This is a genomic window from Flavobacterium reichenbachii (assembly GCF_002217435.1).
Lineage (GTDB): Bacteria > Bacteroidota > Bacteroidia > Flavobacteriales > Flavobacteriaceae > Flavobacterium > Flavobacterium reichenbachii.
Genome location: NZ_MUHF01000002.1, coordinates 286668 through 310242, shown reverse-complemented (window position 1 = coordinate 310242; position 23575 = coordinate 286668). Strand labels below are relative to the sequence as shown.

The 23575-nt window shown below is 35.8% G+C and carries 15 protein-coding genes; 1 reads left to right on the top strand and 14 read right to left on the bottom strand.

Annotation, left to right across the window (positions count from 1 at the left end):
* Nucleotides 1-2: 2 nt before the first annotated feature.
* The 12 genes from B0A68_RS03495 to B0A68_RS03440 form a co-directional block, all read right to left on the bottom strand.
* Complete coding sequence (locus B0A68_RS03495; RefSeq protein WP_035683315.1) at nucleotides 3-1235, bottom strand: SGNH/GDSL hydrolase family protein; 1233 nt, start codon at nucleotides 1233-1235, stop codon at nucleotides 3-5.
* Between the two features lie 51 nt (nucleotides 1236-1286).
* The gene (locus tag B0A68_RS03490; protein WP_035683313.1) at nucleotides 1287-3020 is read right to left on the bottom strand and encodes a glycoside hydrolase family 43 protein; all 1734 of its coding nucleotides are present in this window, start codon (nucleotides 3018-3020) and stop codon (nucleotides 1287-1289) included.
* Between the two features lie 151 nt (nucleotides 3021-3171).
* Nucleotides 3172-5115, bottom strand: a complete 1944-nt coding sequence (locus tag B0A68_RS03485) for a RagB/SusD family nutrient uptake outer membrane protein (RefSeq protein WP_035683312.1) — start codon at nucleotides 5113-5115, stop codon at nucleotides 3172-3174.
* 11 nt (nucleotides 5116-5126) lie between these two features.
* Nucleotides 5127-8216 carry a SusC/RagA family TonB-linked outer membrane protein gene (locus B0A68_RS03480; RefSeq protein ID WP_035683310.1) on the bottom strand — a complete coding sequence of 1030 codons (3090 nt, stop codon included), beginning with the start codon at nucleotides 8214-8216 and terminating at the stop codon, nucleotides 5127-5129.
* A gap of 535 nt (nucleotides 8217-8751) precedes the next feature.
* Nucleotides 8752-9408: a fructose-6-phosphate aldolase gene (gene fsa, locus B0A68_RS03475; RefSeq protein ID WP_035683309.1), complete on the bottom strand. Its 657-nt coding sequence runs from the start codon at nucleotides 9406-9408 to the stop codon at nucleotides 8752-8754.
* A 163-nt stretch (nucleotides 9409-9571) separates the two neighbouring features.
* Nucleotides 9572-10606, bottom strand: coding sequence for a glycoside hydrolase family 43 protein (locus B0A68_RS03470; RefSeq protein ID WP_035683307.1), 1035 nt, complete (start codon nucleotides 10604-10606; stop codon nucleotides 9572-9574).
* Nucleotides 10607-10619: 13 nt separating this feature from the next.
* On the bottom strand, nucleotides 10620-12053 hold the full coding sequence (locus B0A68_RS03465) for an MFS transporter (RefSeq protein WP_035683305.1): 1434 nt from the start codon (nucleotides 12051-12053) through the stop codon (nucleotides 10620-10622).
* A gap of 203 nt (nucleotides 12054-12256) precedes the next feature.
* On the bottom strand, nucleotides 12257-13366 hold the full coding sequence (locus B0A68_RS03460) for an endo-1,4-beta-xylanase (protein ID WP_035683303.1): 1110 nt from the start codon (nucleotides 13364-13366) through the stop codon (nucleotides 12257-12259).
* Between the two features lie 81 nt (nucleotides 13367-13447).
* Nucleotides 13448-14611: a mannonate dehydratase gene (gene uxuA, locus B0A68_RS03455; protein WP_084679113.1), complete on the bottom strand. Its 1164-nt coding sequence runs from the start codon at nucleotides 14609-14611 to the stop codon at nucleotides 13448-13450.
* 176 nt (nucleotides 14612-14787) lie between these two features.
* Nucleotides 14788-15525: an SDR family NAD(P)-dependent oxidoreductase gene (locus B0A68_RS03450; protein WP_035683300.1), complete on the bottom strand. Its 738-nt coding sequence runs from the start codon at nucleotides 15523-15525 to the stop codon at nucleotides 14788-14790.
* 155 nt (nucleotides 15526-15680) lie between these two features.
* Nucleotides 15681-17885, bottom strand: coding sequence for an alpha-glucuronidase family glycosyl hydrolase (locus tag B0A68_RS03445; protein WP_051892519.1), 2205 nt, complete (start codon nucleotides 17883-17885; stop codon nucleotides 15681-15683).
* A gap of 256 nt (nucleotides 17886-18141) precedes the next feature.
* Nucleotides 18142-19173, bottom strand: a complete 1032-nt coding sequence (locus B0A68_RS03440) for a LacI family DNA-binding transcriptional regulator (RefSeq protein ID WP_035683298.1) — start codon at nucleotides 19171-19173, stop codon at nucleotides 18142-18144.
* 210 nt (nucleotides 19174-19383) lie between these two features.
* Here B0A68_RS03440 and B0A68_RS03435 point away from each other — a divergent pair, with 210 nt between their 5' ends.
* Entirely contained in the window at nucleotides 19384-22014 is a 2631-nt protein-coding gene (locus B0A68_RS03435; RefSeq protein ID WP_035683296.1) for a glycoside hydrolase family 3 protein, read from the top strand.
* A gap of 72 nt (nucleotides 22015-22086) precedes the next feature.
* On the opposite strand, the gene B0A68_RS03430 is transcribed toward B0A68_RS03435, so the two are convergent.
* Together B0A68_RS03430 and B0A68_RS03425 are read right to left on the bottom strand one after the other, a co-directional pair.
* Nucleotides 22087-22776 (bottom strand): SIMPL domain-containing protein, encoded by a 690-nt coding sequence (locus tag B0A68_RS03430; protein WP_035687997.1) that lies wholly within the window; start codon nucleotides 22774-22776, stop codon nucleotides 22087-22089.
* A 52-nt stretch (nucleotides 22777-22828) separates the two neighbouring features.
* Nucleotides 22829-23467, bottom strand: a complete 639-nt coding sequence (locus B0A68_RS03425) for a rhomboid family intramembrane serine protease (protein ID WP_035683294.1) — start codon at nucleotides 23465-23467, stop codon at nucleotides 22829-22831.
* Nucleotides 23468-23575 lie beyond the last annotated feature (108 nt).

The window sequence follows — 23575 nt, the reverse complement described above, 5'->3', positions numbered from 1 at the left end:
TTTTATTTAAATAAATTCAAATCTATCGCTTGTCCCATTGTGAGATAACCGAGTTCGTTTGGATGCAAAAAGTCACCGTCGTGCAGGTTTGATGAAATGGTTTTTGAGCCTATTTCTGAAGTCATTATTTTATCAAAATCAATAACAGCATCAAAGTTTTTACTGCTACGAATCCAGTTATTGACAATGTCTCTCGCTTCTTGTTTGAAAGGCGCGTCATAGAATGATTTTTGAAATGGTAAAATTGTACATCCATACACTTTAATCCCTTTAGAATGCGCCTTTTCTATCATGACTTTATACGCTTCGATTAGTTCGTTGGCTCTGATGGGGGCATCTTCGGCACGTTTAATACCGCCAATATCGTTTATGCCTTCCAGAATAATGAGCCATTTTGTTCCTGCCTGAGAAAGCACATCTCTGCCAAAACGATCCAATGCAGTAGGTCCCAGACCTCCTTTTAGAACACAATTTCCTCCGATTCCTAAATTTAATACTCCAATATGACGCGTGCTTTTGTCTGCATTTAGACGTGCTGCCAAAATATCAGTCCAGCGGTTTTGTTTATTTGTTCCTGAGCCGCGTCCGTCGGTAATTGAATTTCCCAGACAAACTACGTTAACCTCATCATTATCGGCACAAATATCCAACCCCGTAATAGAATACCAATGGTCTGTTTTTACAGCTCCGGCAAAAGAGGCATTGTTGTTTTGATCTCCTTCTAAAATGTAGGATGTCGTGCGTGAACCAGGATGACCGGATACTTTTGAGGAAACTTCTCCGTAATGAATCGTAATCGCTAAAAGCTGTCCCGGTTGTAATTCAAAATCAAAAGCATCTGAAAACACTTCTTGTCCAGGTTCGAGTGTTATTTCTGAATTTCCATTAAACAGAAGCATCTTCTGCGTTTTTGGATCAATAACAGGCGCATCAATTACATTGGCAACACTTACAGATTTCAAAACTGTAGGCTGATCACTAAACAAATTAGAAAATCGTAATTTAATACGTTTGCCTCCCAATGATACTTTAATAATCTGACGCAGTGTATGCTGTGCAAGTCCCGGCGATGGAGGCATATTGTTTGGTTCAACCAGCATTTGAGCCGAAGCCCAGCTGCCTGTCCAATTTTGATGGTCTTTTTTGGATACTGATGAACTGGATTTGCAACCTGCAATTAAAAACAGGAAACTTAAAAGGACAATCGATTTTATATATCTTCTTTTTAAATTCATGTATTAAAAATTAAGGTTTTGTTGTTAATTCAAATTAAAATAAATCCTGTCTTATTGTGGCTGCGCATCATTTGCTGTTGTAGCATACAATCCTATTAATGCTCCCGTAAAACCTCCGGCTGCATTTGTTGACAGAATATCTCCTGAAACTGCTGTTCCTAAATTTACAAAATCAGCACCATTAAGAGCATAGCTGTATTCATAACTATCACCCGCTGCTTTTACCTGAAGACGAATGTTTTTTATATTGTCAATTTTAGCACTTGCGATAATTTTTGACTGTCCACTTTCTGTTCTTTGTAACAGGATATATGTATCTTTTCCTTTTTTAGTTACACCAAATACATAATTAAATCGCTCATTTTGCAGATTTACAATTCCTGCCAGTTCTTTTTCAGATGAAGGATTGTAATCTAAAGTTGCTGTGAAAGAAAAGGTATTGTGCTGTTGTCTGTAAAAAAGCGTTGAAGTGGGTTTAAGCTCTTTAATATTTACATTAAAGGGATTAATCTGCAGTCCTTTTTTTGTTATAGAAATAAAATTTTCACGAGGTCCTCTTAATCCAATCCATCTGTAATCTAGTTTTTTAGAATTAAAATTTTCAATAAACGTAAAGTTTCCATTGGGGAAAAATCCGTCTTTGCCTGTTTTATTTTCGGTAACTCCCTGAGGCATTTTTAGTTTTGGTTCTAAGGGCACAAGTCCGTTTTCAAAAACAGGAAAAACACCTGACCAATCTACTGGCAGGATAAAGGTTTCACGGCCTGTATTCACTCGATCTTTATCATTAGGGCGAACACCTAGAAAAACTCCGTAATATTTATCATCAGGTCCTTGAATTAAATCAGCATGTCCAGCCCAGTCTACTTTTTGTGCTCTGTCTTTTGGAAAATAACGCTGTGTCAGAATCGGATTACTGGATGATGGTTTGAATGGTCCTTTAGGGCTGTCGCTTACAAAAACAACTTCACTGTGATTACCTCCTGTACCACCTTCGGCACACATTAGATAATAACGTCCGTCTTTTTTGTACAAATGAGGAGCTTCAATCCAGATCGGTTTTTTAGAGAGATCTACGCCTCCGTCTACTATAATTTTATCTGTGCCGGGAATAACTTTATCATTCATTACGTCATATTCCCAAACCTTAATGACGCGATGTCCCTGATACAAATCTTTGCCTTTATCGGGTGCGTCATTATGAACTACATAGCCTTTTCCGTCATCATCAAAAAATATGCACGGATCAATGCCATCAAATCCTAATTTTATAGGACTTCCCCATCCTTTCATAGGATCTTTTGTTTTTACTATAATATTGCCCAGCCCTCCTGAAAATGCCGTTACAATCATATAGAAAGTATCGTTATGAGGGTTGTAGGTTATTCCCGGAGCATATACGCCTTGGCTTATTCCTGTATCATGCGGATTAAATTCATCTATATTATTTAAAACGCCTCCTAAATCTGTCCAGTTTACCAAATCTTTAGAATGGAAAATGGGTACTCCCGGAAACATGGCAAATGAAGAACATACCATGTAGTAATCGCTGCCTTTTCTTGTAATGGCAGGATCGGGATAACATCCCTGCAGTATTGGAGTATAAAATTCGTCTGGTTTTAAAGGGTTATTTTTATAGATCTCATCCTCTCCTGTGTAAGTAACATTAGAAAAAAACGGACCTTTTTTGGATTGTTCTTTTTTAGGAATATTTCCCTGTGCCATGCCATGAAAAGAGCACAGAAAAAGTACTGTAAGCACAAAAAATATTTTTCTTGTAATCATTGTTATGGTGTATTATGTACTAAATATTTCAGAAAATCATAAAAAGCCGAGAGTATTATCCCTCGGCTTCCAACTAACACAAACTTAAATCATGACATAGGCACACTAAAACCTATAAATAATTATTTAATTTGCTGGAAAATTTTAAATATTAGTACCCAGGATTCTGATAAGCTTGTTTGTCTGCTGCCGACATTTCCATACCATCTAATTGTCCTTGTGGAATTGGTCTCAAATAATGGTGGGCATCAATTGTTCTTGTTACTACCTGTGGTGTATGCTGACCAAAATTTGAACCGCCAATAGAATATTTTCCAGCCAGTTCATTCCATTTTTGAGTTCTTACCAAATCATACCAGCGGTAACCTTCACCGTAATATTCGCGAGAACGTTCTGCCAGAATATAGTTAATATCAATTACTGCAGGAGTTGCATTTGTTAATGCAACGCTGTTGTCTGCATTTTTTGCCACTTTACCATTATTGTCCCAGCGCCATTTTCCTGCACGGGCTCTGATTACATTTATAAGATTTCTGGCAGATGCAGCGCCAGAAGCTCCTTTTACTGCAGCTTCTGCGGCAACAAAATAAAGCTCTGAAAATTTGGCTACAGGAAACGGTCTGGTACTTCCGGCATTTGGCTGTCCTAATCCTCCGGCATTATCTGTACGATAAGGTCCTAATTTCCATAAACCCGGATAAACTATTCTGCTTATTCCTAAAGGAGAAATTACATAATCTGCTCTTCCTGGTAAAATTCCGGCGCCAACACCGCTGTCACCTGCTCCAGAAGGATAGGTAATTGGTGCAGCCGGTTCTTCATTAAGAAAAGTTAGAATCGCATCACCTGGTTTTACAGGTAAGCCATTAGCATTATATAAGGTTGCCACATCGGTTAATCCGGTTCCTATAAGATTCCAGTTGCCGCGGTAAACAGCTGCAAATGTTCCATCATATCTCGAATCATTTGTTTTATCTGCAAAAGTATTGGTAATAACTTCTATAGGCGGCACCATTCTTACCCACGGACGGCCTAAAAACTGATCTGCCGCACGCTGCACTGTAGATACCGATGCTCCTGATGCATTTTTACTTCTTATGGCTGTATAATTCCATGTTCCCATCCAGCCTGCAAAATTATCTGGAGCACCGCCGCTGCCGTAGGAAAGACTTCCTCCGTTGTAATATTCGCTGTCTTCTGTATGGTCTGCATAAAGCAGCATTTCTTTATTACGGTCATTAGATCCTAAGCTGACATCATAAAAATAATTCTGTAATGCATACGGTCCCGGATTATTAATTCCTTCTATGGCAATATTATAAGCCTGTTGAAAATACCATTGTGCATTATGTCCGTCCGGATCTGTTCTAGGCGTTTCCGGATAGGTGGGAATATTATTTGGATTTTCCAGCCACCATGCGTATGTCAAATAGGCTTTAGCTAATATTAAACGAGCCAGAGTTTTAGTTGCTGTACCTGTTAATCTAGGAGCATCCGGCAGTTCGTTTACTGCAGCTAAAAGATCTGGAAAAACGGCTTTTGTGTAAACTTCTGTAACGGTATTTCGTTTTGAAGATCTGGAAGGCTTGCTGTTAAATTTGAGTTCGCCTGCTCCTAAATCTAAAGGCACACCTCCAAAAGTCTGCACGAGCAAAAAATAATCAAAAGCTCTAAAAAACTTAGATTCTGCTATAAGGCTGGCGGAGACACCCACTGCGGCTCCATTATCAATAATACCGCTGGCTGTATTTATATCATTATATGAATTATTCCACAAAACGTCGGAACGGCTTGAGTTAGGATTTATAACTCCAACTCCGGATAGATCGTGATCTTTGAAATTCCCATCGGCCTGCTGTCCATAAGTTGCTTCATCGGTACCGGTTTGGCAGGCATTATAAAAATAGGCTTGTCCGTAAATGTAACGAAGGTGTGCATAATGCGAGGTTAATCCCTGAATTACTCCCTGTTCTGTTTTAAAGTAACCCGGTTCGTAAAAATCATGCGGCTTTTCTTCTAAAATATCAGAGCAGCCTGCAAAGGAGAACAAAACTACTGATCCTATAACTAAATTTTTAAAAATATATCGTTTCATGATTCTCTTGATTAAAATGTTAAATTAAGTCCGAATAAATAGTTTCTCGTTGTTGGAGTATTTGTTCCAATAACCAGAAATCTACGCTGGTATGACGCTACAGCCTGATTTTCGTCACCGTACGAATTGGTTTCCGGATCCATTCCTGATTGTTTGTGGTATGGTGAAAAAAGAACAAAAGGGTTTTGAGCCGTAAAATAAACGCGCAGTTTTTCTATACCTAAGTTTCTCATAAATTCCTGATCCAATGTATAACCAAGAGTTAATGCTCTAATTTTTACATACGATGCATCAAAATATCCCATTGTCGACATGTATTTTGGATTATCACCGCTTCTGATTCCTCTTGGATTTGGAAATTCTGCATCTCTATTATCTGGTGTCCAATAATCTACATCAACATTGCTTCGGCGGCCGTTAAGAAGATTAAGATAACTTGCTCCTCCATAAAGTGTACTAACTAATACACCCCCGCTTTTGAATGCTCCAACAGCAGAAAAATCAAAACCTTTGTAAGTTAAGTTTGTATTGAAACCTCCCTGAAAGTCAGGATCTGTTTCTATAATTTGTCTGTCACTTGCATTAATTGCACGAGTTGGGGTTCCGTCTGGATTAAAACCTCCGGTATATTTAACTTTGATAGACCCAACAACCGTTCCCTGCTGATTGATACCCGTTGGTCCCGGCTCTAGTACAGACATATAAGGATCACCTTCCTGCCAAATACCTACTTTTTGATAATCATAAATAGAGTTAATATTATAGCCTACAAACCAAGAATTACTCTCGTCTCTTTGAGATCCGGAAGCAAGTGCAACCAGTTTATTCTGATTTGCATATAAGTTGAATCCAACAGTCCAAGTCAACCCTTTTGGATTGTCCAAAATGACTCCGTTTAAAGATATTTCGTAACCTTTATTTTCAGTCTCTCCAACGTTTGCAACATAACTGCTTACACCAGATGTTGCCGGAAGTCCAACTCTCTGCAAAAGATCTTTTGTGTGTGTTTTATAATATTCAATAGTACCCGATAAACGATTGTTGAAGAATCCAAAATCTAATCCGTAGTTCCATGTGGTAGAAAACTCCCATCCCAAATCCGGATTCGGCAGTTCGGTAACATATACACCTGTGGAGTTTGTGGTTCCAAAATTATACGGTCTTGTGCTTAGAGCGCCCAAAGTAGCATAAGGATTAACAGCCTGATTAGACGTCTGGCCATATCCTGCACGTAATTTTAGTAAATTAATCCAGGAAATCTTTTTCATGAAAGATTCATTAGAAATGGTCCATCCTGCAGAAACGGCCGGATAAGTTACCCATTTATTTCCATCAGATAATCTTGATGATCCGTCTGAACGAATTGTACCTGAGATAAAATAACGATTATCATACGAGTACATCAGTCTAGCCATGTAAGATGTCAAACCCCATTGTGTATAATCCTGATTTGCGGGATTGATCACTGCTTCTTCTTCACTTTGTCCTAAATTATAAAACTGAAACGCATCAGAAGTAATTCCGTTTCTTGATATCTGCGAAGTATTTCCTGTAAACTGCTCATTCGAATATAATCCGACAAAATTAATAGTGTGCTTTTGTGCAAAAGTTCTATCGTAGGTCAGCAAGTTTTCTATAAGCCACTGTGTTGATAAAGTATTACTAATAGAAGCATTTGATATGGTGGCAGGATTTACATCAAAAACACCTTGTCCTTCATAATAACCGCTATTGGATATACGAAAGTTCAATCCGGTATTCATACGGTATTTTAAACCTTCTACTCCGGGTATCTTCAATTCAGCAAAAATATTATTATACGAACTAAAAGCTCTGGTTAAATTGACATATGATTCATTCAGATTATTAATAGATTCTCGGGTGTACACCCATTGATCATCTGCTGCCATCCTAACGGTTCTTTTTAACGAACCATCTGCATTATACGGATTGGCTAACGGAGAGGTTGCTAAAATTGTACCTGTACCAATATTATCTCCATTGGTAACAGCATAATTGCTGTTTGTATTGAATCCTACACGAAAAGAAGATCCTAACTGCTGGTCTACACCTGCTCTAAGACTAAAGCGCTCAAATTTCTGCCCCGGCAAAACCGACTCTTCTTTATAATATCCTAAACCTGCATTATAAGAGCCGCGCTCACTTCCTCCGGAAACACTCACATCATGACTAATCATTTCACCAGATCCGTAAAGCGATTTCTGCCAGTCTGTATTTGTGCCTCTTGATTCATCAATACCATCTGTATATAAACCGGTATAATCACGAAGTGCAGCAAACTTAGCTCCATCCATCATATCATAGTTGCCAAAAACCTGCTTAATACCGCTAAAACCATTATAATTAAATGTCGCTTTTTGATTTTTACGCCCTTTGTTACTGGTTACTAATATCACTCCATTTGCACCACGAGAACCATAAATAGCCGTCGCAGAGGCATCTTTTAAAATATCTACAGATTTGATGTCTACAGGATTGATATCTCCTATTGAACCTGCAAAGGGAACTCCGTCAAGAACAATTAAAGGGTCATTACTTCCCGTCAATGATCTGGTTCCTCGTATGCGTATCTGCATTGCCGCTCCGGGTTTTGAAGAAGTTTGTGTCAATTCTACTCCAGGCAGTCTTCCCTGCAATGCCTGAGTAATATTTGCGGCAGGAACTTCGCTTAATTGTTTTCCTCCAATTGAGGCTACAGATCCTGTTACGGCTTCCTTTACCTGAGTTCCATATCCAATAACTACAACTTCTTTTAAAGCATTTGAATCTTCTTCAAGTTTTACGTTAATAATAGTTTGTCCATTTACGGTTACCTCTTTTGTTTTTAAACCCAAAAAACTAAAAACAAGTACACCGTTAGAAGGTACATCAATAGAATAAGTTCCATCGAAACCAGTGCTTACTCCAGTTTTTGCACCCTTTAAATTCACATTAGCCCCGGGAATAGGCCCAGCGCCATCAGATACTGCTCCTGTAACTTTTGTCTGCGCATTTGAATGTATTGATAACGCAAACATTAAGATTAAAAAACAAAAGCATTTAAAATGCTTTGTTTTACTTATAACAATAAGGTTAGTCATAAAAATTAATTTAGTTAGTTAATATTCTGTTGGTTTAGTTAATAAGTGTATTGGTAACAAATATATAAAAAACAACTAATACACAATCGGTTGTTTGTATTTTTTTTTAATAAATAATTAAAAAAACAACACTAAAAAAACATTGTATATAATTTATATCAAAATAAAATAACAAATATCTATTTTAACAATTCCTTTTATTGCTAATTTTAATAATTATATGATGTTTTTTGTGTTTTATTAAAAAAAATATAAAAGAAAAAAAAGTGAATTAAAGTATTGTGCGAACAAGAAAACAAACCCAATTTCACAAGAATAGCTTGTTAAATCAGCACTTTAAAAATATTTAGCTTCCGTCATTCAATAATCACTATACTAATGATAATCAAATAAGTAAGAAATCACTACAATAAAAACAATCGGTTGTTATAAACAAAAAAAAAGAGCTATTTTAAAATTAATTTAAAAAAGCTCTTTCATTGGACAGAAAAATTAAAAAAGATAATGATCTACTTAGCAATACATTAATAGAATTCTACAAATTCATTTTTTTAGCATCTTCCACAAATTGATTCAAACCAATATCTGTTAAAGGATGCTTTAATAATCCTTTGATTGCCGATAAAGGTCCTGTCATAACATCAGATCCTGCTTTTGCACAATTTACAATATGCATCGTATGCCTGATCGACGCAGAAAGGATCTGTGTCTGATAATTATAATTATTGTAGATTTCTCTTATTTCAGCAATTAAATGCATTCCGTCGGTAGAGACATCATCTAATCTTCCCAAAAAAGGAGAAACATAAGCCGCGCCTGCTTTGGCTGCCAATAATGCCTGACCCGCAGAAAAAACCAAAGTAACATTTGTTCTTATTCCTTTAGACGAAAAATATTTACATGCTTTTACACCGTCTGCAATCATAGGCAATTTAACCACAATCTGCGGATGGAGCGCTGCCAGTTCTTCTCCTTCCCTAATCATTCCGTCGAAATCTGTCGAAATAACTTCAGCAGAAACATCGCCGTCTACAATGTTACAAATATCAAGGTAGTGTTTTAAAATATTATCTTTTCCGGAAATGCCTTCTTTGGCCATGAGCGACGGATTTGTTGTAACGCCGTCTAAAACACCCAATGACTGAGCCTCTCTTATGTCTTGTAAATTGGCTGTATCTATAAAAAATTTCATGTTTTTTAATTAAAGTTGTTAGTACTATCAGCTGTAAAGCCACAGTAAAAATGGTATTGGTCAAAAAATTAAGGGAAACCTAATGTATAATTCTGTTTATTTAAATTTAAACGATCTATAGCTATCACATAGGTTTTAAATGTTCTTCCTTAGAAAAAAACTTTCAATCTATCGATCTTCTAATTCCATACGGATCAATAGTGATGATTGAACCATCTTCTAAATAATCGATTTTGGTTACTTTCATACTTCTCAAATGTGTTATTCCTTTTGAAAGACTGGAATCGTGGTAAAATAAGTACCATTCGTTTTCGACTTCACAAATAGAGTGATGCGATGTCCAGCCCACAACGGGATTTAATATTCTTCCCTGATACGTAAATGGTCCGTACGGATTATCTCCGATCGCATAACAGATAAAATGCGTATCACCTGTAGAGTACGAAAAATAATATTTTCCGTTGTATTTATGCACCCAGGAAGCTTCAAAAAAGCGACGATTATTATCACCTGCCAGTATCGCTTCTCCATTTTGATCAAGTATTACTATCTCCTTCGGATCTTCTGCAAACTCCAGCATATCAGCTGTAAGCAAAGCTACAATTGGTCCAAGAGCAGTTTCTCTTGCCTGCGGTTCTTCATTATTCCGGTTGTAGATATTGTTTCGATACTTCTGAAGTTGTCCGCCCCAGATACCGCCAAAATAAATATAATGTTTGCCATCTTCGTCTTCAAAAACTGCCGGATCTATACTGTAACTTCCTTTTATAGCATCGGGTTCCGGTTTAAAAGGTCCTGCCGGATCATCTGCAGTCGCAACGCCAATCTGAAAAATTCCATTGGCGCGTTTGGCTGGGAAGTACAAATAATATTTTCCGTTTTTATGAGCTGCATCCGGCGCCCACATTTGTTTTTCTGCCCAGGCAACATCGTCTACATGCAGTGCAACACCATTATCTACTGCTTTTGATGAAATACTATCCATTGAAAAAACATGATAATCTTCCATTCCGAAATGATCTCCATCATCATTAAACGGAATTCCAGCATCGATATCGTGTGACGGATAAATATAAATTTTACCATTAAATACATGAGCCGAAGGGTCGGCGGTATACATGTGTGATACTAAAGGCTTTGAAATCGCCTGTTCATTAATTTCCTCGAAATTAATTTGGTCAATGCTATCTTCAGGCATAGTGCTATTGTTGTTATGTTCTTCTTTCTTTTAATTCTGTTTCTATTTGTATTTCCATTTGTTTATTAATTTTATAAAAAAACAGCAATCCAGCTCCAATTAAAAATGGGATTGCAGGGAAAACACTTACCAATAATTTTATTCCACTAATAGCCGTTTCTGTCTGTACCGTCGTATTTGGAATGTAATTAAAATAACCTAAAAACAAGGTAGTCAAAGCTCCTCCAATACTCAAACCGGCTTTTAATCCCACCATCATTGCAGAGAAAATAATAGCCGTTGCACGACGATTGTTGAGCCACTCTGAATAATCGGCTACATCTGCAATCATTGCCCAGAGAATTGGAATTGTGATTCCGTAGAAAAATCCATGTAGAATCTGGGAGAAAAATATTAAGGAAATTGAAGTTGGCGCAAAGAAATAAAAAGCGATGATAAATAATGTTGAGATGAATAAAAACAAACCAAAAACATTCCGTTTCCCGTATTTATCCGCTAGGTTTTTAGACAGTGTAATACCGACAATCATAAAAATAATACCGCCCGCATTAAACAATCCAAATCCCGCAGCAATAGGATCACTGCCAAAATAATTCAATCCAATATTGGATAAAAAATCTAAGATTGGCTGAATAAAAACCTCCAGCTGTTGTTTGTTTACATAATTTTCAAAATAATACACATAAGAACCGCCTTTCATCGCCAAGGTTATAAAAACCAGAGTTGTCAGCGTCAGCATAATAATCCACGGTCTGTTTTTGACCAAATCACTCAAATCTTCTTTTATACTTGATTTTTGTTCTGGTTTAGGAATAATTCTTTCTTTGGTCGTCAAAAAGGTAATTAAAAGCATTATCGTTCCAATAATCGCCAGAACGGTCATTACTTTTTCGATTCCGATTGCCTTATCGCCGTTTCCGGCACTTTTTATTATTCCAAGCATAAAAACCTGCACAAAAAACTGAGCAAACATTACTGCCACAAAACGGTACGACGACATACTGTTTCTTTCGGCCATATTCCCTGTAATTACACCGCTCAAAGCAGAATAAGGCAGATTATTTCCCGCATAAAAAAGCAATAAAAAGGTATAGGTTACCACTGCATAAATTACTTTTCCATTATATGAAAAATCGGGAGTAGAAAAAGCCAATAAGGCAACAACTCCAAGAGGAACCGCTGTTAACAAAATCCACGGTCTGAATTTTCCCCATTTTGTTCTCGTTCTATCGGCCAAAACTCCAATAATCGGGTTGAATACAAAAGCCGCAATCAAGCCTACAATTAACATGATAATGGAGGAATCTGTAGGAGACAATCCGTAGATATCGGTGTAAAAATAAGCCAGATAGGTCATCAGAGTCTGAAAAACCAAATTGGCTGCCAAATCTCCTAAACTGTATCCGATTTTTTCCTTGATGGATAATTTTTGTGAAATGTTATTCATTATTGCTTTTGGTGGTTAGTTAGTAGTTTAGATTCTGTACTGTTTTAAAACAATACAGAAAGACAATTAAAAAAAAAAACAATCGGTTGTGTAAAATTATATAAAAAAAGGTTTTATACAAATTTAATTAGCTTTATTTAAGCATTTTATACATTTCACAATCGATTGCTGTTTTATTACTTATAATTTGCGATTTTCGCTGTTTATTTCTTATCTTCTTTTAAATTCAAGATGCTTTCGTAAGCTTTTTTATGTTTTAGATCTGCATCAAATGGCAGCGGATAATTGGTTCTTCCTTTTATCGGCCAGTCATTAAGCCAGGACTGCCCATCGTGAACACCCCAAAAAGTAACTCGGCTAATTTTATCTTTATGTTTCAGGAATAATTTAAAAATACCTTCATAACGTGCAGCTAGTTTATTTTGAATCGAATCTGGCAATGATTTCGGATAGGGATTCATTTTGGCACTTCCTTCAAAATTCTGATTCACATCTGCACCTTTCAAGTCCCACGGATTTGGCAAAACGGTTATATCCAATTCTGTAAAAGCAACCTTAATTCCTAAAGCAGAATACTCTAAAATGCTTTTTTCAATTTCTTCCAAAGACGGACTAGCCAGCCTCCAATGTCCTTGAATACCAACTCCATCAATTTTTCCGCCTGCAGCTTGAATTTTCTTAATCAAATTTATTGCTCCCGCTCTTTTTGCCGGTTCTTCGATATTATAATCATTATAATAAAGTGCTGCTTTAGGGTCTGCTTTTGCAGCAAGTTTAAAAGCGTCTGCCAAATATTTTTCGCCAAGTGTATTCAAAAAAACAGATTGTCTCAAAGTTCCATCTTCATTTAGAGCTTCATTTACCACATCCCAGGAACTTATTTTTCCTTTGTATCTAGAAACGACAGTATTAATATGGTCTTTCATAAAGGCTTTCATCTCGGTACTGTCTTTGATTTTTTCCATCCAAGGTGCCAATTGACTGTGCCAGATCAAAGTATGTCCGTGAAGAAACATTTTATTGTTTTCTCCGTATGCTATAAATTTATCTGCTAAAGCAAAATCGTATTGATCCTTTTGCGGATGCACATACATTGATTTCATTATATTTTCTGCTGTAATCGCATTAAATTCTTTTCGGATCAAAGAATCTTCCTGTGCATTTTTTTCTTCAATTTGATCTGCACTTAAGGCTGTTCCTATATAAAAATCGTTTTTATACGCCTCTTTTAAGGAAAGACTTTCTTTCTGTGAAGTACAGCTTACCACCAGAAAAGTCGTGACGACAAATAAGTAAGGATTAATAAATTTCATATCTTTTGGTTTAATAGTTAATAGTTTTTCTTCTTACAGAGACCTGACAGGTTTTAAAACCTAAGGTCTAATCCCGTATAATTACAAATCTAATTTGTACACAATTCCCATTTCTAAACCTCGTAATTCGGCAAGACCTTTTAATCTTCCCGTGAGAGAATAACCGGGATATAGTTCCTTTACTTCTTCTACAGCATGCAGAAAACCATGATCAGGACGCATTGGCAGACTTATTTTTGTTTCATTCATCAACAAAAGAAGTTTCTCTACAATTCTTTCCATTTTAACATCGCCGTTTAAATGTTCCGATTCCCTAAAAATAGTTTCGCTTTCGCGAATGGTATTTCGAAGATGTAAAAAGTGAATTCGGTTTCCATAATCAGCTATAATTTTTTCCAGATTATTTTTTGGGTCTGCACTTAGCGATCCAGTACAGTAACACAATCCGTTTGCTGTTGAAGGAACTGCTTCAAAAATGTTTTTTAGATCTGCCTCTGTAGAAACAATTCTTGGCAAACCCAAAACCGAAAACGGCGGATCGTCTGGATGAATGGCTAATTTTTGCTCGTTTTTCTCTGCAATTGGAACCACTTCTGCTAAAAAATAAATCAGATTTTCTCTTAGTTTTTCATTATTAATATTGGCATAATTATCTAAAAGAGATAAAATCTGTTCTGCTGTAAAGTTGATTTTACTTCCCGGCAATCCCAATAAAACATTTTTAAAAAGCAGTGCTTTTTCTTCTTCAGACAATTGACTGCCAAACTTTAAAGCGCTTTCTTTTTCTGAATCCGAATAATCGTTTTCTGAATTAGGTCTTTTCAACAAAAACACATCAAAAAAAGTAAAAGCATCCTGATTGTACAATAAAGCTTTGCTCCCATCCTGATTGACAAAATTATGCTGGGTTCTTACCCAATCCAGAATCGGCATAAAATTATACGTAATAATTTTAATGCCGCAATCTGCCAGGTTTTGTAAACTGATTTTATAATTTTCGATGTATTGAAGATAATTACCAGAAGCTCGTTTGATTTCTTCATGAACCGGAAGACTCTCGACAACCGTCCATTCCAGACCTGCATTTTTAATCATCAGCTGTCTTTCCTTAATATCTTCAATTGTCCAGACATCTCCAACCGGAATCTGATGCAGAGAAGTTACAACGCCTGTGGCTCCGGCTTGTATAATATCAATTAGTTTTACGTTATCCTGAGGTCCAAACCAACGCATGGTTTGCTGCATTTTTATCATACTACTATTTTTTATAAACACATAGAAACATAGATTTTTATTTAAATTGAAAAGATTAAACAAAAGAAACGAGTTTCTAACACATAGTCTATGTGTATTAATGCAAGTGTAACGCCTCTTTAGACAAAAAAAAAGCTATGTTTCTATGTGTTTAAAATATTTAAAAATTAAAATCCGATACTGTTACCTCCGTCAACTGGTAAAACTGTACCAGTAGTATATTTTGATTCGCTTAAAGCGAAATAATAAACTGCATCTGCAATATCCGAAGGTTCTCCTAAAAATCCCATTGGCGTTCTGGAAAGCACTTTATTCTTTCTTTCCGGATCGTTGTCGAGTGCCGTAGAAGACATTTTTGTTTTTATAAATCCCGGTGCAATACAATTTACGCGGATTCCGGCTGGAGCCAGCTCAACTGCCATAGCACGTGTCATCGATTCTATTGCGCCTTTGCTTGAAGAATAGGCAATTACTTTTGGAATTCCGTATTGCGATGCCATCGAACTGATATTGATAATACTTCCGCTTCCATTGGCTTTCATATTTTTTACGACTTCTCTGCTTACTGCAAAGACACTCAAAAGATTAGTATGAATTACAGATAAAAAATCTTCATCGGTAACATCCAAAAACTCTTTTTTTAGATTAATTCCTGCATTGTTTACCAAAATATCGATTGGACTTTTTTGAGCAATGCTCTCAATCATTGCAGGAATTCCTTTGAGGTCATTTAAGTCGAATATTACCGGAATGGCATTTTCACCAATTTCTGCACAAGCTTCTTCTGTTTTTTCTTTTGATCTTCCGATAATGTACGTTGTGATTCCGTTGTCACAAAGTTTTTTTGCGGTTGCAAATCCTAAACCTGAATTTCCTCCGGTTACAATTGCTGTTTTTCTGCTCATAATTTTTAAAATATATTTATTCGTACGCGGATAAAACGGATTCGCTGTCGCGAAAACGCGGATTTACGCGGTTTTTTTTTATTTTATTTTTATTGGAAAAATCCTTTTTTTTCAGTGTCTTCGCGAAAGCGAATCCGTTTAATCCGCGTTACAATTTATCCATTTCCCGGTGCAAATGGGAATTTTAATGATTTAAAATAATCTAATGCTTGTGCTGGTTTCTCAACGCCCGCCGGAAGATCTTTACCAGAAAACTGCTGAAAATAAAGTAAACACGCATCACGCCACCACTTTGCTTCTTTGTATTGAATTTCCAATAACATTTCTACTTCTTTAAAACGTTCGCTGTCAATGTATTTTTCTGCATTCTTCCAAACCTGCTGCATTTCTTTTACCTGATTAACTCCTTCCTGATATTTCAATGCCATGCCGTTCCAAAGTGTTTCTCCATTTTTTAATTTATAATCCCAGGAAACGTGATGAAACCACAATAAATCTTTCTCCGGACAGGTTTCTAAATTACCAAAAAAAGCTTTTACTTCTGGTGCATATTGCAAAATAGCATTTGTACCTGACTCAGATCGATCAAAACCAATTCCGTTTTTATCTGCTTTATGATAATAAGTCGGATTCCATTCTGGCCGTGACAAATTAGAAACCCAAGGTCCGGGTCCATAGTGATGTCCTGTGTCCATAATATGATGAAGTCCAAGCGGTGTCATGTAATTAACTACAGCTTCACGCGATTCAATCATCATGTTTTTTACCGGTTTTATAAAATTTTCATCGTTAGAAAAAGTACATTTCAGCCATTCCTCAGCAATAGTTTCCGAATCTAAATAAGGATTCCACGCCAGTCTTCCGAAACCGTACCAGTTTGCCTGCGCAAAAGGATGTCCAGTCCAGTTTAGATCATTTCCTATATTGGCAACACCTGCAATTCCTGTAATCTTATTGCCGTGCAAAGTCCCGTCAATAACTTTTGCCACGGTGGAACCTTTTCCTTTTTTATACGTATCTGATTCTAAAACCTCCTGAAATAGTTTAGGAAGAAAAACCAAATGTGTACTAAACCCTAAATATTCCTGTGTGATTTGAAATTCTATCATCAAAGGCGTTTTGGGCATTGCGCCAAATAAAGGATGAAAAGGTTCTCTCGGCTGAAAATCGATTGCTCCATTTTTAACCTGAACGATTACATTTTCTTTAAATTTTCCGTCATAAGGCTCAAATTCTGCATAAGCTTGTTTGGCACGATCATTTGCATCATGTTCAGAATATACAAAAGCTCTCCACATAATTACACCTCCAAAAGGCGCAACCGCATCGGCAAGCATATTGGCGCCGTCAACGTGATCTCTTCCGTAATTTTGAGGACCGGGCTGGCCTTCTGAGTTGGCTTTTACCAAAAATCCGCCAAAATCAGGAATTCGTTTGTAAATTTCTGATGCTTTATTTTTCCACCACTTGATCACTTCAGAATCTTTTGGATCGGCAGTTTTCAGATTTCCAATTTCAATTGGTGCCGAAAATCTTGCTGTTAAATAAACTTTTATTCCGTATGGTCTAAAGACATTTGCCAGAGCTTCGACTTTTTCTAAATATTGAGGTGTCAAAATCAAGGCATTGGCATTTACATTTGTCAAAACTGTTCCGTTAATTCCGACTGAAGCATTTGCTCTCGCATAATCTATATAACGCTGATCGATAAAATCGGGAAGTTTTTGCCAGTTCCATAAAGAAAATCCGGCATAACCTCTTTCAATTGTTCTGTCCAGATTATCCCAATGATTTAAAATTCTAATGTTCGTTTTTGGAGAATCGGCAATATTTAGATTTTTTATCGTTTTATTGGTCTGCATGATTCTCAGAAAATTAAAAACACCATACAAAACAGCGATATCATTTTTTCCTGTAATAATAAGTTGTTTTTTATTTTTAACAGCAATCGATTTGATGATAAAACCTTCTTCATTTAATTTTTGGAAATCTGATTGAAGACTATTTTTTAGCTCTGTATCCAAATTAGATTGAGAACCTGCAATTAGATTATACTCTCCTTTTAAAGCTGTTTTGATTTCGGGAACGTTTCCTAACATTTCCAAAAAACCTGTTTCGAGTTCTTTCTTCGCTATTTTGATAGTTTCAGAATTTCCTAATACCACAATTCCCTTAAGATTGTTTTTATATTCTAAAGCAATCGAAGAATTTACTATTGCATTATACTGCAGCCATAATTTATAATCTTTTTGAGCTGAAGCTGAAAAGGAAATTAAAACTGAAAGAATTAGATAACTGATATAACTCTTATTGGTAAATGGAATTATTTGAGATACTTTGAGATTTTCTAATTTGAGCATAATTCATTTATTAGTATTAAAACCTGATCATTAAACAAAAAATATATTTAAAAAATAAATTATTAAAAATATTTTGCCTCTTGCAATCGGTTGTGCTAAAATACAAAAATTCAGGAATAAAAAAATAAAAAAGGCAATTGTTCGCTTTTTATAACAAAAAAATATTTTTCGAATGGATTTTTCAAATACATTTTAAACAAAAAAAACCTGCTGATATCAAGAATATCAGCAGGTTTGCTTGAATTTTTATATAAAGTTAAATTCTCTTAGAAGATTCTCGTACTACAACCTGAGTATTTAAAAAAGTAATTTCTTTCGCATCTTCTTCTTTAACAGATTTTAGATTTTTTATAATCAATTCAGCCGCGGCTTTACCCATTTTTTCTGCAGGATGTGTAATAGTCGAAATATTTGGCTCAATTATTTCTGAAATTGGATCGTCATTAAAACCAATGACCGCAAGCTCTTCGGGTACTTTTACACCTCTTTTTTTGGCGGTCTGGACTGCACTCACCGCAAGAATATCTCCAGGAGCAAAAAGTCCGTCAGGCGGTGTTTTTAAGTCAAATAACTGATTACAGGCCTTTACTCCTTCTTCATAAGTCATATGTTTTAGAACTACAATCAGATCATCTTCAATTGCCAGATCGTGTTCTGCCAATGCATCCATATAACCGCGCTTTCTTTCATTATAAAGAGTACCAAATTCTGATCCGGCAGTGAGATGCGCAATTCTTTTACAACCTTGTTCTATTAGATGTTTTGTAGCTTTATAGCCCGCTAAATAATTATTGATTACAACTCTAAAAGTATCATAATCTCTTGGAACCCTGTCTACAAATACAAGCGGAATATTATTATTGGAAAACTGATGAAAATGAGAAGTATCTTTTGTCTCCATTGCCAGAGAACAAATTACACCGCTTACTCTATTACTGTACAATGATTTAGCCAAATCTACCTCCATCTCGTACGAATCATGAGATTGCATAATAATTACAGTATAATCAGATTTTTGCGCCGTGATTTCGATCCCGCTGATTAAAGAAGATAAAAAGGGCTGTGTGATTGTTGGAATTAAAATTCCAATAGTTCTGGATTTATTGCCACGCAAACCTGCTGCTAATGTATTGGGAACAAATCCCATTTCTTTAGCGGTCTGCTTTACTTTTTTTATTGTCTTATCACTTATGCTGTGATGATCTTTTAAAGCCCTCGAAATTGTTGATGTTGCAAGATTCAAACGCTCCGCAATATCATAAATCGTTACATGTCTGTGCTCTTCCATGAGTTTTAATACTATAGTGCGTAAATGTAGCTATTTTAACTATATAATAGCTGATTTCTAAGAGATTTAGTATAAGTGAGAATCAGATATTGAACTAAATCGAATAAACTTATTTTTTATTTTCAGAAAAAAATCATTACTTTACACAATCGGTTGTTATAAGTGTTGGTAAATCTAAATTGATCTTTTTAATAATATCATGTAAAACCTATGAAATCAAAAAAAATAACCTCCCTAATTGTCCTGTTAATTACTGTTTACTGTTATAGTCAAAAAGAAAAAAAAGAAAAATTTTTATTTCAGGATCCAAACTTAAGTTTTGAAAAACGAGTTGATGATCTTGTAAAACGCTTAACATTAGAAGAAAAAGTATCGCAAATGCTCAATTCTTCTCCGGCAATTACAAGACTGGAAATTCCGGCTTACGATTGGTGGAATGAAACATTGCACGGCGTAGCAAGAACTCCTTTTAAAACTACCGTTTACCCTCAGGCAATTGCAATGGCTGCAACATTTGATAAAAACTCACTTTATAAAATGGCCGATTATTCGGCACTGGAAGGAAGGGCAATTTACAATAAAGCAGTTGAGCTAAACCGAACAAACGAGCGTTATCTGGGATTAACGTACTGGACGCCAAATATCAATATTTTTCGAGACCCGCGCTGGGGACGCGGACAGGAAACTTATGGAGAAGATCCGTATTTGACAAGTATTTTAGGAGATTCCTTTGTTAAAGGTTTACAGGGAGACGATCCTAAATATCTAAAAGCTGCTGCGTGTGCCAAACATTATGCTGTACACAGCGGGCCTGAATCGCTGCGTCATACTTTTGATGTTGATGTAACTCCATACGAACTTTGGGACACTTATTTACCTGCTTTTAAAAAGTTGGTAACAGAATCTAAAACAGCCGGTGTCATGTGCGCTTATAATGCTTTTAGAACTCAGCCTTGCTGTGCCAGTGATATTCTTATGACTGATATCTTAAGAAATCAATGGAAATTTGACGGTTATGTGACGTCCGACTGCTGGGCGATTGATGACTTTTTTAAAAATCACAAAACACATCCCGATGCAGAATCAGCATCTGCAGATGCGGTTTTTCACGGAACCGATATAGATTGCGGTACAGATGCTTACAAAGCCTTGGTTCAGGCTGTAAAAAACAAAAAAATCAGTGAGGATCAAATTGATATTTCGGTGAAACGTCTGTTTATGATCCGCTTCCGATTAGGAATGTTCGATGCTCCGGCAATGGTAAAATATGCCCAAACGCCATCTTCTGTTCTTGAAAGTGCAGAACATCAACAGCATGCATTAAAAATGGCCAGACAATCAATTGTTTTACTTCGAAATGAAAAAAATATCCTGCCTCTAAAAAAAGACCTGAAAAAGATTGTGATTCTTGGTCCTAATGCTGATAATTCCATTTCGATTTTAGGAAATTATAACGGTACTCCAAGTAAACTAACTACTGTTTTGCAAGGCATTAAAGAAAAACTTGGCAGCAGTACAGAAGTAGTTTATGAAAAAGCGATCAACTTTACCAATGATACATTATTAGTGTATCAGAATCTTAAAAATCAATATTCTTATGAAGGAAAACAGGGTTTTAAAGCGGAATATTACAATAATGTAAATTTATCAGGAAATCCCGAGACAGTAAGAACTGAATCAGAAGTGAATAACTTTTGGCAGGAAGGAGAAGCTGTTGTTAAAAACATCAAAGCAAACCATTTTTCGGCACGTTATACCACAAATTTTACAGCATCTCAGGACAGCTCGATTACTTTTGAACTCAATGCTGATGACGGATACCGCTTTTTAGTAAATGGAAAAGAAGTTATTAACGCATGGAAAAAAAATCGATGGGGAGAAAAAACTTTTAAATTAAACACCTCAAAAAATACGGTTTACAATCTGGTGCTGGAATATTGGCAGGGAGAAGGAAAAGCAAACGTAACATTAAATACAGGCAATTTTGAAAAAACTGATTTTAAAAAATTAGTAGAAAGAAATAAAGATGCTGATGCTTTTATTTTTGTTGGAGGAATCTCACCACAACTTGAAGGCGAAGAAATGCCGGTTAACTTTACTGGCTTCTCCGGCGGTGACAGAACTTCGATTCTGCTTCCGGAGATTCAGACACAGCTGATGAAAGCTTTAAAAAACTCAGGAAAACCAGTAGTTTTTGTGATGATGACCGGAAGTGCAATAGCGATTCCGTGGGAAGCAGAAAATGTTCCCGCAATACTCAATGCGTGGTACGGAGGACAAGCTGCAGGAACTGCAGTTACTGATGTTCTTTTTGGAGATTATAATCCTGGAGGAAAACTGCCTGTAACTTTTTACAAAAGCGATTCAGACTTACCTGCTTTTGTAGATTACAGTATGGACAACAAAACCTATCGTTATTTTAAGGGAGATCCTCTATATGGTTTTGGATATGGCTTGAGTTATACTTCATTCAAATATGATCAGCTAAATATTCCTTCTAAAATTAAAAAAAACGAATCTGTTCCTGTCTCAGTAAGAATTAAAAATACTGGCAAAACTGAGGGGGAAGAAGTTGCTCAATTGTATCTAATCAATCAGGATTTATCTATAAAAACACCTTTAAAAAGTTTAAAAGGATTTGAACGACTTCACTTAAAACCGGGCGAAAGCAAAACAATTGTTTTTAACCTTTCTCCTGACGATCTTTCGTATGTTACGACCGATGGAAAACTTAAACAATATGATGGAAAACTTAAACTAGCCATCGGAGGTTCTCAGCCAGATGAAAAAAAACCACTAAACAGCAATATAGTTTCTCAGATTATTCAAATAGGAAAGTAACATTCAAAAAAAAAATCCAAATCCCAACTTTACAATTGGAATTTGGATTTTTTAATTTATGATCTATATCGTTTAGTCTAAAACAAAACTCACACTTACATTTGCTGTGATTTCGATTTCTCCAATCGCTAATGTTTCATTTGAAGCTCCCATTGTATCTGCTTCTTTCATTCTCATCGCAGCATACATTGGCTGTGGATGATATACTTGAGAATTATCAGAAATCGTAAATGCTTTACCTACTTTCTGTCCTAAAACAGACACGTATTCTTCTGCTTTTACTTTAGCATCTTTCATAGCCAGTTTTCTAGCTTCTGTTTGATATTGTGCTAATTTAGAGGATTCAAAAGAAACTTTGTCAATGCGATTAATTCCCTGCTGTACCAAACCTTCCATCAATTCATCATATTTAGACAAATCTTTTACAATGATTTCTACAGTTTGTACTGCATTATAAGAAGTTTTCTTTTTCTCATAATCGTATTGTGGATTAAGAGCAACTTGTTTTGTTTTGAAATCTGCTGTCGGAATATTCATTTTTTTGATGAATTTCAGAACGGCATCCATCTTTTCGTCATTTTGTTTTTTAACGTCTTTAGCATTATTCCCTTTTGTTTCAACCGAAGCTGAAATACAAACCTGATCAGGCGCTACTTTTACTTTTCCTTCTCCATTAACATTAATTAGAGGTATTTGTTTGATTTCCTGGCCGTAAGACATAGTCATAAACATGATTGTTAAAAATAATACTAGTTTTTTCATTTTTGTTAAATTTTTATTGTTCGGGAAAAGCAATTCAAAAGTTATGCCATCCTTATAATTTACCCAATTTTGCCATTCCAAAAAGGATCAAAATCGGAATTGCGAGCAGTACAACCATCAAAGTATTGTCTACAAATAATGAAGGTTCTTTTATCAAAGTAATCAAATAACCGCCTACAGCACCTCCAAAATGCGCAGTATGCCCAATGTTGTCATTTTTGGCTTTCATTCCATAAATTGAATACAATAAATATAAAATTCCGAATAAAATTGCCGGTATAGGAATAACAAAGAACAAACCTAAAGTCTTTTCCGGATGTAATAAAATTGCCGAATATAAAACTCCCGTTACGGCTCCCGAAGCTCCAACTGCCCTATAACTATAGTCGTCTTTGTGGAACAGCAGCGTAAGTAAGTTCCCAAAAATTAGACTTCCGAAATAAATCAGAACAAAAGAAAGCGTATCAAACCAATTGATAACTTCGGGTGCAAAAACCCAAAGCGTATACATATTAAAAATCAAATGCAGCATGTCTACATGCAGAAAACCAGAAGACAACATTCTAATCTGTTCGCCTGAACGAATGCTTCCGATATGGAATTCGTATTTTCTAAAAAAAGAAAAATCATTAAAACCCTGGTAACTAATCAAAGCGTTGGCCACTATGATCCCAACTAAAATAACATTCATATATAATATTTAATTTGAATTGTAAATATAATCAATATCGGGCATAAGTTAGGAAAAACCCAAAATATCAATCACTATCGATTTTTGCTTTATATTTGTAAAAAAAAA